The 13,664-nt window shown below is 66.9% G+C and carries 15 protein-coding genes; 11 read left to right on the top strand and 4 right to left on the bottom strand.

Translation table 11 applies throughout. The features are described 5' to 3' along the window. The 3 genes from ACFWF3_RS06790 to ACFWF3_RS06780 all read left to right on the top strand — a co-directional run. On the top strand, window positions 1-524 hold a 524-nt coding region (locus ACFWF3_RS06790), incomplete at its 5' end, for a hypothetical protein (protein WP_379312809.1). A gap of 150 nt (window positions 525-674) precedes the next feature. After that, a complete protein-coding gene (locus tag ACFWF3_RS06785) occupies window positions 675-1,118 on the top strand; it encodes an RDD family protein (RefSeq protein WP_378989614.1) in 444 nt (147 codons plus the stop codon). 99 nt (window positions 1,119-1,217) lie between these two features. Continuing rightward, entirely contained in the window at window positions 1,218-1,868 is a 651-nt protein-coding gene (locus tag ACFWF3_RS06780) for a zinc ribbon domain-containing protein (protein WP_379312808.1), read from the top strand. A gap of 46 nt (window positions 1,869-1,914) precedes the next feature. On the opposite strand, the gene ACFWF3_RS06775 is transcribed toward ACFWF3_RS06780, so the two are convergent. Continuing rightward, a complete protein-coding gene (locus ACFWF3_RS06775; RefSeq protein ID WP_379312807.1) occupies window positions 1,915-2,712 on the bottom strand; it encodes an EI24 domain-containing protein in 798 nt (265 codons plus the stop codon). 127 nt (window positions 2,713-2,839) lie between these two features. Between ACFWF3_RS06775 and ACFWF3_RS06770 the strand changes: the two genes are divergently transcribed. Next, window positions 2,840-4,057 carry a TerD family protein gene (locus tag ACFWF3_RS06770; RefSeq protein ID WP_379312806.1) on the top strand — a complete coding sequence of 406 codons (1,218 nt, stop codon included), beginning with the start codon at window positions 2,840-2,842 and terminating at the stop codon, window positions 4,055-4,057. Between the two features lie 51 nt (window positions 4,058-4,108). Here ACFWF3_RS06770 and ACFWF3_RS06765 read toward each other — a convergent pair whose 3' ends face one another. Next, window positions 4,109-4,477: a VOC family protein gene (locus tag ACFWF3_RS06765; RefSeq protein ID WP_378989618.1), complete on the bottom strand. Its 369-nt coding sequence runs from the start codon at window positions 4,475-4,477 to the stop codon at window positions 4,109-4,111. A gap of 62 nt (window positions 4,478-4,539) precedes the next feature. Here ACFWF3_RS06765 and ACFWF3_RS06760 point away from each other — a divergent pair, with 62 nt between their 5' ends. Together ACFWF3_RS06760 and ACFWF3_RS06755 are read left to right on the top strand one after the other, a co-directional pair. Then, window positions 4,540-4,992 (top strand): MarR family winged helix-turn-helix transcriptional regulator, encoded by a 453-nt coding sequence (locus tag ACFWF3_RS06760; RefSeq protein ID WP_378989619.1) that lies wholly within the window; start codon window positions 4,540-4,542, stop codon window positions 4,990-4,992. Window positions 4,993-5,023: 31 nt separating this feature from the next. Beyond that, window positions 5,024-5,608, top strand: coding sequence for a QsdR family transcriptional regulator (locus tag ACFWF3_RS06755; RefSeq protein ID WP_379312804.1), 585 nt, complete (start codon window positions 5,024-5,026; stop codon window positions 5,606-5,608). Here the strand turns inward: ACFWF3_RS06755 and ACFWF3_RS06750 are convergent. After that, on the bottom strand, window positions 5,605-6,204 hold the full coding sequence (locus ACFWF3_RS06750; RefSeq protein WP_379312802.1) for a TetR/AcrR family transcriptional regulator: 600 nt from the start codon (window positions 6,202-6,204) through the stop codon (window positions 5,605-5,607). The genes ACFWF3_RS06755 and ACFWF3_RS06750 overlap by 4 nt on opposite strands. Window positions 6,205-6,261: 57 nt before the next feature. Here ACFWF3_RS06750 and ACFWF3_RS06745 point away from each other — a divergent pair, with 57 nt between their 5' ends. From ACFWF3_RS06745 to ACFWF3_RS06725, 5 genes are all read left to right on the top strand, one after another. Continuing rightward, window positions 6,262-7,425, top strand: coding sequence for an acyl-CoA dehydrogenase family protein (locus tag ACFWF3_RS06745; protein ID WP_379312801.1), 1,164 nt, complete (start codon window positions 6,262-6,264; stop codon window positions 7,423-7,425). A 9-nt stretch (window positions 7,426-7,434) separates the two neighbouring features. Continuing rightward, window positions 7,435-8,562, top strand: coding sequence for an acyl-CoA dehydrogenase family protein (locus ACFWF3_RS06740; protein ID WP_379312800.1), 1,128 nt, complete (start codon window positions 7,435-7,437; stop codon window positions 8,560-8,562). Next, a complete protein-coding gene (locus ACFWF3_RS06735) occupies window positions 8,562-9,686 on the top strand; it encodes an alcohol dehydrogenase catalytic domain-containing protein (protein ID WP_379312799.1) in 1,125 nt (374 codons plus the stop codon). The genes ACFWF3_RS06740 and ACFWF3_RS06735 overlap by 1 nt, the downstream gene beginning before the upstream one ends. Then, entirely contained in the window at window positions 9,683-11,125 is a 1,443-nt protein-coding gene (locus ACFWF3_RS06730) for an NAD-dependent succinate-semialdehyde dehydrogenase (protein ID WP_379312797.1), read from the top strand. The genes ACFWF3_RS06735 and ACFWF3_RS06730 overlap by 4 nt, the downstream gene beginning before the upstream one ends. A 102-nt stretch (window positions 11,126-11,227) precedes the next feature. Next, window positions 11,228-13,132, top strand: coding sequence for an alkyl/aryl-sulfatase (locus ACFWF3_RS06725; protein WP_379312796.1), 1,905 nt, complete (start codon window positions 11,228-11,230; stop codon window positions 13,130-13,132). 137 nt (window positions 13,133-13,269) lie between these two features. Here the strand turns inward: ACFWF3_RS06725 and ACFWF3_RS06720 are convergent. Then, the coding region (locus tag ACFWF3_RS06720; RefSeq protein ID WP_379312795.1) for an NUDIX hydrolase at window positions 13,270-13,664 on the bottom strand (395 nt) is incomplete at its 5' end.

The raw sequence follows: 13,664 nt of genomic DNA, 5'->3' as shown, positions 1-13,664 counted from the left end.
GGCCTGAGAATGCCTCCGCTGAAAAAACTTTGCCGAGCGAGGTTTCGGCAACTCAACCGCTGGGAACTATTACCGATGTTTCTGGCAGCGTCGTGTCGACTTTGACCAAATCCGCGACGCGGATTCCCTGGGTGGAACTGCGTGCCGGCGATTGTGTGGATTTGAATGCGAGTCCGGACGATATTCGCCAGGTCTCGTGCGGCGACATCAACTCCCGCTACAAGGTGACGGAATTGGCGTCGGTGGGCGGGCACTGCCCGGGCGACGTCGACCGCGCCCAACCTCGGACACTGCCCGGCGGCGTGGACCAAACCCTCTGCCTGGACATCGACTGGACCGTCGGGGAGTGCCTCGATATGGCGGGGGACGCGGCGAGGCACGTGGACTGCGCCGCCGACATCCCCGGTCGGGTCCGCGTCCTCGAGATCCGGCATGACACCACGGATGTGAACGTCTGCACGATCGGCGACCGCGGTGTCGTCTACGACCAGCGCCGCTACGTGGTGTGCGTCAGCACCCGCTGACGCGCCGGGATCGTCAGTCAGCCGTGCCGATGGTCGCGGCGGTCGTCTCCGCACTCGATGTGGCCTCGATCCGACTGACCGGCTCCTGCCCATTCGCTGTGTGTGAGATCCTCGGTGTACCACCGTGACTGGTGTATTCGAGGAGGAACCATGACCAACGCAGTCGGCATCACTCCCGCTGGAATCGGACGTCGGGCAGGGGCCAGGTTCATCGACTGGATCATCGCCGGAATCGTCGGCGCCGTGCTGTTCTGGATCCTCGAGCGAGTCACCGATCTCCCCAGCTGGATCGCGATCCTGCCCGGCGCCGGATTCGGGTTCCTGTACTTCGTCGTCTTCGAAGTGGCGACCGGATCGACCCCGGGCAAGAAGCTGCTCGGTCTGCACGTGAACGGCGCGGGCGGAGCGGTCAAGCCCGATCTCGTCGAATCGGCCAAACGCAACGCCTACATGCTGCTGAACCTGATTCCCTGGCTGGGCGGGCTGCTGTGGTTCGTCGCGGCCATCGGCATCGCGGTGACGGTGAGTTCGAGCCCGAGCAAACAGGGCTGGCACGACAAGTTCGCGGGTGGCACCCAGGTGGTCAAGGACTGATCCGGCCGTGGTGCGGTTGTGTTGCGTTCTTCGCGGCCCCCGGCGATAAGGAATCGGCGAACGCCGAAACTCCTGCGCCGGAAGAGGAACCGAACACACATGGCCGTACCGGTGGTCTTCACCAGCAACTGTTCCGACCAGTCCAACGACAACGGTTTCCAGTGGGAGTTCCGTTGCGAACGCTGCACCACCGTCCACCGGTCAGCGTTCCAGCAGAACTACCTGTCTCGGGGTCGCGGTGTGCTGCGCTCGATGCGTGATCTGCTCGGGGACCGAATCCCTCTCCTCCACAAAGTATCTTCGGCCGCGGACAGCTACTCCAACAGTTGGGGCGGCTCCGCGTCGAGCACCAAGGACGCTGCGTTCGCCAAGGCTGTCGACGAGGTAGCGCGCGAGTTCCGTCTGTGTGCGGGCTGTGGTTCGTGGACGTGTGCGCGGATCTGCTGGAACGACCATGTCGGACAGTGCACCAACTGCTCGCCGCAGGTGGGGCACCAGATCGCGCAAGCGCAGGCAGCCGCCCGCGGCGCGCAGATCCACCAGGCGGCTCAGCGTCAGGAGTGGGCGGGACAACACGACCTCGGTACTCCCGCGCGCGTCGCCTGCCCCACCTGCGCCGCGACCACCGACGGCGGCCGGTTCTGTCCATCCTGTGGCAGCGCACTCGACATCCGCATCGATTGCCAAGGTTGCGGTTCCCCTGTAGGTCCAGGCGCGCTGTTCTGCTCGAACTGCGGTCGCGCCAGATAGGCGCGGCGATCGGGGGCGCTTACGACATCGGCATGAGCGCCCTCGGTTATCGGGGCGGTGTCGTCATCGCTTCGCTGACCAGTGGTTTACCCTCCGGTCGGTTCTCCTCGCCGAGGCTGCGCACCAGCAGCGTCGCACCCGCGACGGCGCCGGGCATCAGCAGCACGGCCACGAACGGGATCAGGAAGACAAGGGCGAGCGGAACACCGAAGCCCCAGGCGAGCATGCGTCGTCCGCGCAAGACGGACAGTTGTTCGCGCAGTTCGACGCCGCGACGCTGCCATGCCACCGCGGTGAGTTCTTGGGCGAGGAAGAAGGCGGTCACGCCGATCCCGATCACCGGAACGACGGTTTGGCCGAGGACGGGGATCAACCCGAGAACGAACAACAGCACGGCCCAGGCCAGCACTCTGATCAGCAGGCGAACACTGTCGCGGGTCGATATCCACAGATCCCGCCCGAACCCGTTGCCCGATTCCGGCGCGGTGCCGTCCGCCGACTCCGACCTGTCGACCTGCTCGGACAGTCGCTCGTAGAACGGCTGCCCGATCACCAAGGTGATCGCGGTGAACGCCACGACCGCGACCAGGGCACCGAACCCGAACAACACCACGCCCAGCAACCCACGAAACAGCCCGCGCCACGGCGAGTTCCAGTCGTCGGCGAACGGCGACATCCATGCGGTGAAGTCCCCGACACCGAACGCCGCTGCGGTGAACACCGCGACGTAGAGGATCAACGTCACCAGGCCGGGCAACAGCCCGAAGCCGAACCAGCGACCGTGGCTAGCGACCCACCGCTGCCCGCTCCACAAGTAACCGAACCCTGTCCCCAGTTCATGCATGGCCGTAGCCTATCCGCGATCGATCGACCCCTCTGTGGTGTTGTGGGCGTTGAGCTTTCACGCCCTGGTACGAAATGATTTCTCGTACAGTGGAACCAAGCATTCCTCGGGGGTGAGAGGCGCAACGGTGTCGACGAGTCTGTCGAAAGGGCAGAACAGCCCGCTGACCGTCCACGATGTCGTGGTCGCGGTGCAGATCGATGCGGCCGCGGACCTGTCGGCGCTACTGGTCACCGACGCGGGCAAGGTTCGCTCGGACGCGGACTTCGTCTTCTACAACCAGCCGACGGGGCCCGGAGTTCGCCTGCAGCCGACCTCGTCGGGGCGACCGTCAGGGTTGGCGGTTTCGCTGGATCAGGTCCCGGCCGATGTCGCCCAGATCCGGGTGGTGATCACCCTCGACGACGCGCGTGCCACGTTCGGACGGATTGCGGCCCCGTCGGTGTTCGTGACAGACGCATCCGGCATTCGGTTGCACGAGTACCGGATCGACGGGTTGACGACCGAGTCCATCGTGATCGCGGTCGAGTTCTACCGTCGCCAGGGCAGTTGGAAGGTTCGCGCGGTCGGACAGGGATACGCGGGCGGATTCGCCGCCTTGGTCACCGACCACGGCGTCACGGTCGATGACCCTCCGCCGCCGGCCCGCCCCGCCACACCAGTCCCGAGCTGTCCGCCGCCGCTTCCAGCGACTGCCGGTCACCCGCCACCGCCGCGCGCGACGCCACCGGTCGCCGCCGGTGAGGTCAGGCTGTCGAAGAATCGACCCGTCAGCCTGGCGAAAGGGCAGCGGGTCACGCTGCGCAAAGACGGTGGCGTCGCGTTGACCTTCATTCGGATGGGGTTGGGCTGGGATCCGATCCGGCGCGGCGGGCTGTTCGGGCGCCGTGCGATCGAGATCGACCTCGACGCCTGGGTGGCGATGTTCGCCGACCGAAATCTGGTCGACGTCGCCTATTACGGGCAGCTCGTGTCCAAAGACGGATCGATCCGGCACCAGGGTGACAACCTCACCGGTGAGGGGGAGGGCGACGACGAGGTGATCCTGGTCGATCTGACCCGCGTCCCGGCTCACGTCACCACGTTGCTGTTCATCGTGACCTCGTACCAGGGACATACTTTCGAGAAGGTCGTCAACGCGTTCTGTCGCTTGGTGGACAACACGACCGACACCGAACTGGCCCGATACTCGCTGACCGGTGGGATGCGGTGCACCGCGATGGCCATGGCGAAGGTCTTTCGCGACGACGGAGACTGGCAGCTGCAAGCCCTCGGCGAGGGCTTCGATGCCAAGCATCCCGGTGAGGCGGTGCCCCTGCTCGGGCGATTCGTCACACGAGGATGACCTAGCTGCTGGGGTCGACAAGGGCCGCGGGAGCCGGTGATCGGCCGGCCGTCACGTGCGGTCGTGGAGAGTGACGTGATAGCCGTCGGGGTCGGCGAAGGTGAAGGTTCGGCCGAAGGGGCCGTCGATCGGTGCGGCGACGATGGTGTGACCGTCGGCGGCGAGAGCATCGTGAACGGCCTGGACATCTGTGGCGTGGAGCCAGATCGCGACACCGATGCCGGGCTGAGAAACGGCGGCGAGATCGGTGCCGGGAACGATGTCGCGCAGGGCGAACGCGATCGGTTTCGTCTCGAAGACGACGGCGTGCGGAGGACCGGTCGGTGAGCGGACGAGGCCGAGGTACTGCTCGTAGAACGCTTGGGAAGCGTCGAGGTCGCGTGTTTGCAGCGAGAGGAAGTCGGGGCCGGTGGCGGGCATGATGAACTCCTTCTAGTCGTGTCAGTATCCTGACACGAACCAATCTATGTCAGAATACTGACATGAGTCAAGACGGGGTCGATCTGGGGACGTCACTGGGCTACCTGCTGAAAGAGGCGTCGAGCGCGCTTCGCATCGCCATGGAGGAAGTGCTGCGCCCGCTCGGGATGAGCGTGACGCACTACTCCTGCCTCGAGCTGCTGGCTCAGCGACCGGGCTTGTCGAACTCCGAGCTTGCGCGGGGCGCGTTCGTCACCCGGCAGACGATGAACGTGCTGCTCCAGACCCTGGAACGAGACGGCTATGTGACCAGGCCCGCGGCGGCGCCCGTCGGGAAGGTTCTTCCCACGCGGCTCACGCCTCGCGGACGACGGAGTCTCGAACAGGCCACCGTGGCCGTCCGGTCCGTCGAGGTCAGAATGCTGGCCGGCATGACCGAGGCCGAGCAGTCGGGCGCGTTCCGGATCCTGCGGAGCATGATCGGTTCTCTGCGCGATGACAGCGACGGCGCATAGTCCGTTCCCCGGCGCGCTCTATGCTGTCGGCGTGGCACGCACCGAAGGAACCCGAGCTCCCGGCCGCCCGGCCGCGGCGAGCCGTGACGACGTGCTGGACGCTGCCGTGCAGGTCTTCCTGGCGGGTCATCGAGTCGACGCGAATGCCATTGCCGCCCAACTCGGTCTGGGCCGCACCAGTATCTACCGGTGGTTCGGTTCCCGGGACGGGCTGCTCGGGGCCGCTTTGGCGCGCCAGCTCGAGCGCATGGTCGCCTACGCCGAACGGCGCAGCACCGCCACCGGCGGGGAACGGCTCGTGGAGATCCTCGACCGCGCCATTCACTGGCTGGTCGAAGACGGTTCGCTGCGCACCTACTTCGATCAGGAATCCACGTCGGCACTGCGCGTGATCACCCGCAGCGACGGGGTGGTGCACCCGGCGGCGGTCTCGATCGTGGAAGGTCTGCTCGAGCGCGCCGAGGAGCAGGGATATCAGCCGCCGATCGATCGCGCCACCCTGGCGTATGCCTTGGTCCGGCTGTGGGAAGCGTTCCTGTACAACGACGCGGTGGCCGGATTCCAGGGTGACGTGGAGCGGCTGAGTCGCGTCCAGGCTGCCCTGCTTCGGGCTTAGTCGCCACTGTCGCGCAGGCGCGAGCAGTACCACGCGGCAAGGGTGTCCAGCGCCGCCTGTCGCGATATCGGTTGCCGCAGGCGGTGCCATTCGTGTGCCGCCGCCAGGGTCGCGCCGATGAGTCCGGCGGCGAGGAGGCGGGTGCGCTGCGACCGATTTACGTGCGGGTGCAGGTGAGTGGCCAGCGTGTCGACGAAATCCGCCAGTGCCCTGGCGATTCGGGACTCGACGGTGTGGTCGCCGACGGCCCCTGCACCGAAAACCAGCTCCGATGTGGAATGCGGGCCGGACTCGACGAGATCGAAGAGCACCGTCACGCAGTGCCGCACCTGGTCGACGTCTGAGGTCGCCGCGTCGTGGGCGTTGCGCAGCCTGTCCGCGACGTCGTCCAGATACTCCAGGATCACCGCGAGATAGAGCTCGCTCTTGGTGGAGAAGTGGCGGTAGAGAACGGGTTTGGTGACGTCGGCGACGGCGCTCACGGTGTCCATCGTGGTGCCGTGATAGCCGTGCGCGGTGAACGTCGTCCGCGCGGCGGTGATGAGCCGACCGCGCTGCACGCTGCTGGATCGAGACGTTGCGAAGGAAGTGCTCATGTGCCGGGTCCCTACCTCCATTTGATACACACAGAACTCTATGTAACATACTGGACCATGCAACTGGCCTTCACCGAGGACGAGCTCGCCTTCCGCGACGAGCTGCGCGCCTTCTTCCGCCGTGAGATTCCCGCGGACATCCGCGGGCGGAACCGACACATGCACGAGCTGAGCAAAGACGACTTCGTCACCACTCAGCGCATCCTCAACGCCGCCGGGCTGGCCGTACCCCACTGGCCCGTCGAGTGGGGTGGCCGGGACTGGTCGGCCGTGCAGCACCACATCTGGCATCACGAAATGCAGCTCGCCTCGGTGCCCGAGCCACTCACCTTCAACACGAACATGATCGGCCCGGTACTCGCCGAGTTCGGCTCGCCCGAGCTCAAGGCCCGATTCCTGCCCGCGACGGCGAATCTCGACATCTGGTGGTGCCAGGGCTTTTCCGAGCCCGACGCCGGCTCCGACCTGGCCTCGCTGCGCACCGTCGCGGTGCGCGACGGTGATCACTACGTGGTCAACGGGCAGAAGACCTGGACCACCGCCGCGCAGAGCGCGGACTGGATGTTCTGCCTGGTCCGCACCGATCCCACCGCGCCCAAGAAGCAGGCAGGCATCTCGATGCTGCTGTTTGCCATGGACACCCCCGGCGTGACCGTGCGGCCGATCGAGTTGATCGACGGCGGCTTCGAGGTCAACGAGGTGTTCTTGGAGAACGTACGCGTCCCGGCCGATCAGCTGGTCGGCCAGGAGAACCACGGCTGGGCCTACGCCAAATTCCTGCTCGGCAACGAACGCACCGGCATTGCCGCGGTCGGGCAGACCGAGGTCCGCCTGGAGCTGGCGAAGGAATACGCCGCCCAGACCAGGCTCGGCACCGGCACGCTCCTCGACGACGCGACCTTCGCCGCCCGGATCGCCGATCTCGACAACGAGCTACTGGCACTCGAGCTGGTGCAGCTGCGGGTCGCGGCGAGTTCGAGTGGCGGCGCTCCCAACCCCGTCTCGTCGATCCTCAAACTGCGCGGCACCGAACTGCAGCAGGCCGTCACCGAACTGCTCGTCGATATCGCGGGCCCCGCTGCCGTCGCCCGGGTGGGGGAGACCGACGACTGGGCGCGTCGCACCATCGCCGGATACCTGAACTACCGCAAGACTTCCATCTACGGAGGATCGAACGAAGTGCAGCGCACCATCATTGCCTCGACGATCCTCGGACTGTGAGTAACCGCCATGGATTTCACCTTCACCCCTGAGCAGACCCTGCTGCGCGACACGGTGCGCAGCGTGCTGACCCGCCACTACACTCCCGGACGCCGCGCGGAGGTGATCGCCGATGTTCCCGGCTGGGATCCGAAGGTGTGGGCGGACTTCGCCGAGGTCGGTCTGCTCGGGCTGACCGTGTCCGTCGAGGACGGCGGCGTCGGCGGCGGCCCGATCGAAACGATGCTCGCGCTGGAGGAAATCGGCCGCACCCTGGCGCCGGAACCGATCTTCGACTGCGCCCTGCTACCTGCCCTCGTGATCGGCCGGGCGGGCACGGCAGACCAGCGTGCGTTTCTGCTGCCCGGAATCGTCGACGGCGAGCAGCTGTTCGCCTTCGCCCACGCCGAGCCCGGCGTCCGCTGGCCGGACACGCGTTCGGAAACCCTGGCCGTCGCCAACGGTGACCGGTGGACGCTGACCGGTCGCAAAAGTCCTGTGCCCTCGGGAGATCGGGCCGACCGGTTGATCGTCTCGGCCGTGGTACCCACCGGCGAGACCGCGTTGTTCCTGGTCGATGCCGAGGAGACGGCGGTCGTGCGCACCGCCTACCGCACCTACGACGGAGGTAGTGGCGCCGAGATCGAATTCCGTGGTGCGCCCGCCGAGTTGCTCGGCGCCGACCTCGACGCCGGTGCGATCATCGACGAAGCCGTGATCACGACGCAGGCCGCACTGGGCGCCGAAGCGGTCGGTGCGATGGCCGAGGCGTTGCGACTCACCACCGAGTATCTGAAGACCCGCAAGCAGTTCGGTGTCGCGCTGCGCACCTTCCAGGCTCTCACCCACCGGGCGGCGGACATGTACGTCGCGCTGGAACTGGCCCGCAGCATGAACCTGTACGCGGCGATGTCCTTGGCAGACGGCGTCATCGATCCGACGGTGGCTTCCCGTGCGAAACGGCGAATCGACCTCTCCGGCAAACACATCGGCCAGGAGGCCATACAGCTGCACGGCGGAATCGGCATGACCGCCGAATACCCGGTCGGGCACTACACCGCCCGGCTCACCACCATCGAACACACCCTGGGCGACACGAACGATCACCTGCGCTACCTGTCCGGCCTGCTGGGCGAGCACCCGAAAGCGAAGATCTGATGCGTATCCGTGGCGCGGTTCTCGACCACCCCGACCGGCCGCGGCCGTTCGCGTCGTCGCGCCCGATCGGGGTCTACGACCTCGAACTCGACGAGCCGGGCCCCACCGAGGTGCTTGTCAGGATCGAAGCGGCCGGTGTGTGCCATTCCGATCTCAGTGTGGTCGACGGCAATCGGGCGCGGCCGCTGCCCATGCTGCTCGGCCACGAGGCGGCGGGCATCGTGGTGGCACTCGGCGACCAGGTCGACGATCTGACAGTGGGTGACCGGGTGGTGATGTCGTTCCTGCCGCGGTGCGAGCACTGTGCGGCGTGTGCCCGCGGCGGTGAGCTGCCCTGCACCGAAGGAACCCGGTCGAACACGGCAGGCGAGCTCCTGCACCACCCCGGCAGACTGACCAGGGCCGGCAGGCCCGTGCGTCATCACCTCGGCGTCTCCGGGTTCGCCACGCACGCGGTGATCGACCAGGCCTCGGTCGTCGCGGTCGGCCGCGACGTGCCGCCCGAGGTCGCGGCACTGTTGGGGTGCGCCGTCCTGACCGGCGGCGGCGCCGTGCTCAATGTCGCCGACCCGGGGCCAGAGGACGACCTGATGGTGGTGGGGCTGGGCGGCGTCGGCATGGCCGCGTTGCTCACCGCCTCCGCGATCGGGGTGCGGCGCATCGTGGCGGTCGACCGTCTGCCCGCCAAGCTCGCGGCCGCCCGCGACCTCGGTGCGACCGAAACCTGCACACCCGAACAGGTTGCGGCACAGGGGATCCGGGCGCGCTACGTGATCGAGTGCGCTGGTCACCCCGCCGCGTTCGAAACCGCCTTTCTGGCCACCGCTCCCGGTGGAACCACCGTCACCGTCGGTCTGCCCGCCCCGTCGGCCACTGTGACACTGTCACCCCTGATGTTCACCGCGGAAGCCCGCACCGTGGTCGGTAGCTACCTCGGCTCCGCGGTGCCGGCGCGCGATATCCCGCGCTACGAGCAGATGTGGCGGGCGGGCAGGCTGCCGGTCGAGAAACTGATCTCCGCCCGCATCGGCCTCGACGACCTCAACGAGGCGATGGATCAACTCGCCGACGGCGCGGCGGTGCGTCAGGTGATCGTCTTCGAACCCGACATGGAGCCACGATGACATCCACCCTTTCCGACCTCCCGGTCGCCCAGTTCATCGGCGGCGACTGGGTGCACAGCGCGGCGACGATGCCGGTGCGCAACCCCGCCACCGGCGAAGAGGTCGCCACCGTCGCCGATGGTGACGACCGGACTGCCTCGGCCGCGTTGGACGCCGCGGTCGCCGCCCAGGACGACTGGGCGGCGACCGATCCGCGCCACCGCAGCGACATCCTGCTGCGCGCGTTCCACCTGCTGCATGCCGACACCGAGCGCATCGCCCACACGATCAGCCTGGAAATGGGCAAACCGCTCGCCGAGGCACGCGGCGAAGTCGCCTACGGCGCCGAATTCCTGCGCTGGTTCGCCGAGGAAGCCACCCGTGGCAGCGGAGCGTACTTCCGCGCACCGAGTGGTGGCCGCCGCATCGCTGTCCGCACACAGCCGGTGGGACCGGTTTTCGCGATCACACCGTGGAATTTCCCCCTGGCCATGGTCACCCGCAAGGTGGCCCCCGCCCTCGCCGCCGGCTGCACTGTTGTTCTCAAGCCCGCGCCCCAAACCCCGCTCACCGCAGTGGCATTCATGCAGATCCTGGCGAAGGCAGGCGTGCCACCAGGGGTCGTCAACTGTGTCACCACCTCGCGCGCGCCGCTGGTGTCGGCGCGGATTCTCACCGACCGGCGGCTGCGCAAGCTCACCTTCACCGGCTCCACCGCCGTCGGCCGCACCCTGCTGACCCAAGCCGCGCAAGGAGTCCTGCGGGTTTCGATGGAGCTCGGCGGCAACGCTGCCTTCGTCGTCCTGGAGTCCGCCGACCTGGACAAGGCCGTCGACGGCGCGGTGCTCGCCAAACTGCGCAATGCGGGCCAGACCTGTGTCGCCGCCGACCGCTTCCTGGTCCACGAATCGCGGGCAGCGGAGTTCACCGACCGGTTCCTCGCCGCCGTTTCCGCGCTGCCGGTGGGCGACGGCCTCGACCGAGCCACCCGCATCGGACCCGTGATCGACGACGCGGCGGTACAGCGGATCACCGCGCTCGTCGACGAAGCGGTCAGCCAGGGCGCACGCCTGCACACCGTCGGAACCGACACCGCAGGATCCGGTTACTTCGTGCACCCGGCGGTCCTGACAGACGTCGACACCCGAACCCGGCTCTGGAATTCGGAGGTATTCGGCCCCGTCGCCGCGATCCGCACCTTCACAGACCCGGCCGAGGCCCTGCAACTGGCCAACGACACCGACTCTGGCCTGGCCGGGTACGTCTTCGGCGAAAACCTCGGCGACACCCTCGAATTCGCCGAGAGCCTGCAGACCGGCATGGTCGGCGTGAACACCGGCGCAATCTCCGACCCGGCCGCGCCCTTCGGTGGAATGAAGTCCTCCGGGCTGGGCCGGGAGGGTGGCAGCACCGGGCTGGAGGAATACCAGGAACTGCAGTACCTGGCCATCGACCGGTGACGTGCCGATCGGTGAGATTCACCCAATTCGTGTGATGCGATCTCGGCGGTGCCGGACGATCGTCGATCCCGAACGATTCCCGGACCCCGACAGGAGCGCTTCATGTGCGAGAAGCCGAAGCCCGCGAGCGCCGCGACAACGGATATCAACCACGCCGCGACGCAGCTCTACGACCTGGAGAACCGGGCCGACTTCGCCGATGCGCAGCGGGGGCTCATCGCTCCACTTCCGGGCACCGTCTACTCCGACGCCGATCCCCACCAGGTGGTCTTCGACCCCGCCGAGTTCGACTACCTCCGTGGTGACCCGCCGGTCCCGGACTCGGTGAACCCCAGCCTGTGGCGGCAATCGCAGCTCATCAGCATGGGCGGGCTGTTCGAGGTGACCAAGGGTGTCTACCAGGTCAGAGACAACGACATCGCGAACCTGACGGTGATCGAGGGCGAGGACGGCATCATCGTCATCGACTGCATGGCCGGTGTCGAATCCGCGCGGCAGGGCATGGACCTCATTCGTGAACACGTCACCGACAAACCCGTCGCGGCGGTGATCTACACCCATACCCATGTCGACCACTACGGCGGCGTGAAGGGGGTGGTCTCGGCAGAGGATGTGGCGTCGGGCAAAGTGCCGATCATCGCCCCGGGTCTGCAGTTCGACAAGTTCGCGATCGGTGAGAACGTCGTCGCCGGTAATGCCATGGCGCGCAGAAGCTTCTACGCTTTCGGCGCGCTGCTGCCGCCCGGTGAACGTGGGTTCGTCACCTGCGGTATCGGCATCGCGTCGACGAACGGGCCGTCGATCTCCTACATCTCACCCACCGACCTCATCACCGAATCCGGGCAACGGCGCGAGATCGCGGGCGTCGAGTTCGAATTCCTCTACACCCCCGACACCGAGGCGCCGGAGGAGATGCACATCTGGATTCCGCAGTTGAAGGCATTGACCTGCGCCGAGAATGCCAACCATTCCCTGCACAACATCCAGACGCTGCGCGGCGCCCGCACCCGCGACGCCCGCAACTTCGCCCGCTATCTCGACGAGACCTTGGAGCGGTGGGGCGACGACGTCGAGGTCCACTACGGCCCTCACACCTGGCCGGTCTGGGGCAACGAGAACGTCACCACCCTGCTGGAATCTCAGCGCGACACCTACAAGTTCATTCACGACCAGGCCCTGCGATTGGCCAACAAGGGCTACACCCCGCTCGAGGCCGCCGAAGTGATCGAACTGCCCGACGAGCTGGGCCGGAACTGGGCCAACCGCGGCTACCACGGCACCCTGCACCACGACGTGCGCGCGGTGTACACCAAGGAACTCGGAATGTGGGACGGCGATCCGGTCTCGCTGCACCCCCACACGCCCGTGGACGCGGCAACTCGGTTCGTCGAATTCGCCGGCGCCGACAACATTCTCGCCGAGGGCGAGCGCGCGATCGCGGCGGCCGACTACCGCTGGGCAGCCGAGATCCTGCACAAATTGGTGTTCGCCCAACCCGACAACCAGCGAGCCAAAGACTTGCAAGCCGACGCCTACGAGCAGATGGGCTACCAGGCAGAGGGCCCGCAGTGGCGCGGGATCTTCCTCTCGGCCGCACTCGAACTGCGTGAGGGTACTCAGCCACCGCCGTATGTGGTCGCCAGCCAGGACACCATCTTGGCCATGCCCATCGACATCCTGTTCGACTTCGTCGCGGTGCACATCATCGGCGAACGTGCCGCCGAGGTGGACCTGCGCCTCGATCTGGACTTCACCGATGCCGGTGAGCAATGGACGATGTGGGTTCGCCGCGGCGTGCTCAACGCACGCCGAGGCAAGTCCGACAACCCACAGGTAGCAGTGTCCGGACCGAAGCCGTTCCTGGTCTCGACACTGTTGAAGCCGGAGACTGCGGTCCCCCTCGCCGACAGCGGCAAGATCACGATCACGGGCGATCCGGCGGTCCTCAGCACCTTCGGCACGCTCCTCGACGAGTTCGATCCGGCTTTCCCGATCGTCACTCCCTGATCCGCCGTGAGAGGTCCGCGAACTGGTACCGACCCTGAGCTGCTGGAGTCGGCTGCCGGTGGTGTCGATGAGTCGGCACCACCGGACCGGGGGCGACGAATTCCCGGACCTCGTTCAGTGACGCCGAGACCTGGATTTCATCCGAGGACGAGGTTGCGGTAGGTATCGAGGATGCCGCGGATCGACGATGTCACCGGCAGCTCACCATCGAGTGGTGCCCAGATGTAGCGGGCGTGCGCGGTGAGGTGGATCGGGTGTGTCGCGGCGACATCGACGGCGAAATGCAGACGGCGAACCGGGTGTGCGTCGGGGGACAGGTAGTCGAAATCCCCGACGTGGTGGCGGATGCCGGTGACCATCAGCCCAGTTTCCTCGAGCACGCCGCGGGCGACCGCCGCTGCGAGGGATTCTCCCGGCATCACCGTCGCACCGGGCAGCTTCAAGGGTGCCTTGATCGGACCGGTGTCGTGGCGCTCGAGAAGTAGTATCTGCCCACCACGATCGATGATCGCGCCGACTCTCGGTGCGGTGC

This window comes from Nocardia sp. NPDC060220 (genome assembly GCF_042727815.1).
In the GTDB taxonomy this organism is placed as follows: Bacteria; Actinomycetota; Actinomycetes; order Mycobacteriales; family Mycobacteriaceae; genus Nocardia.
Note: the sequence above shows the minus strand (reverse complement) of the source record. Positions and strands in the feature narration are given on the sequence as shown.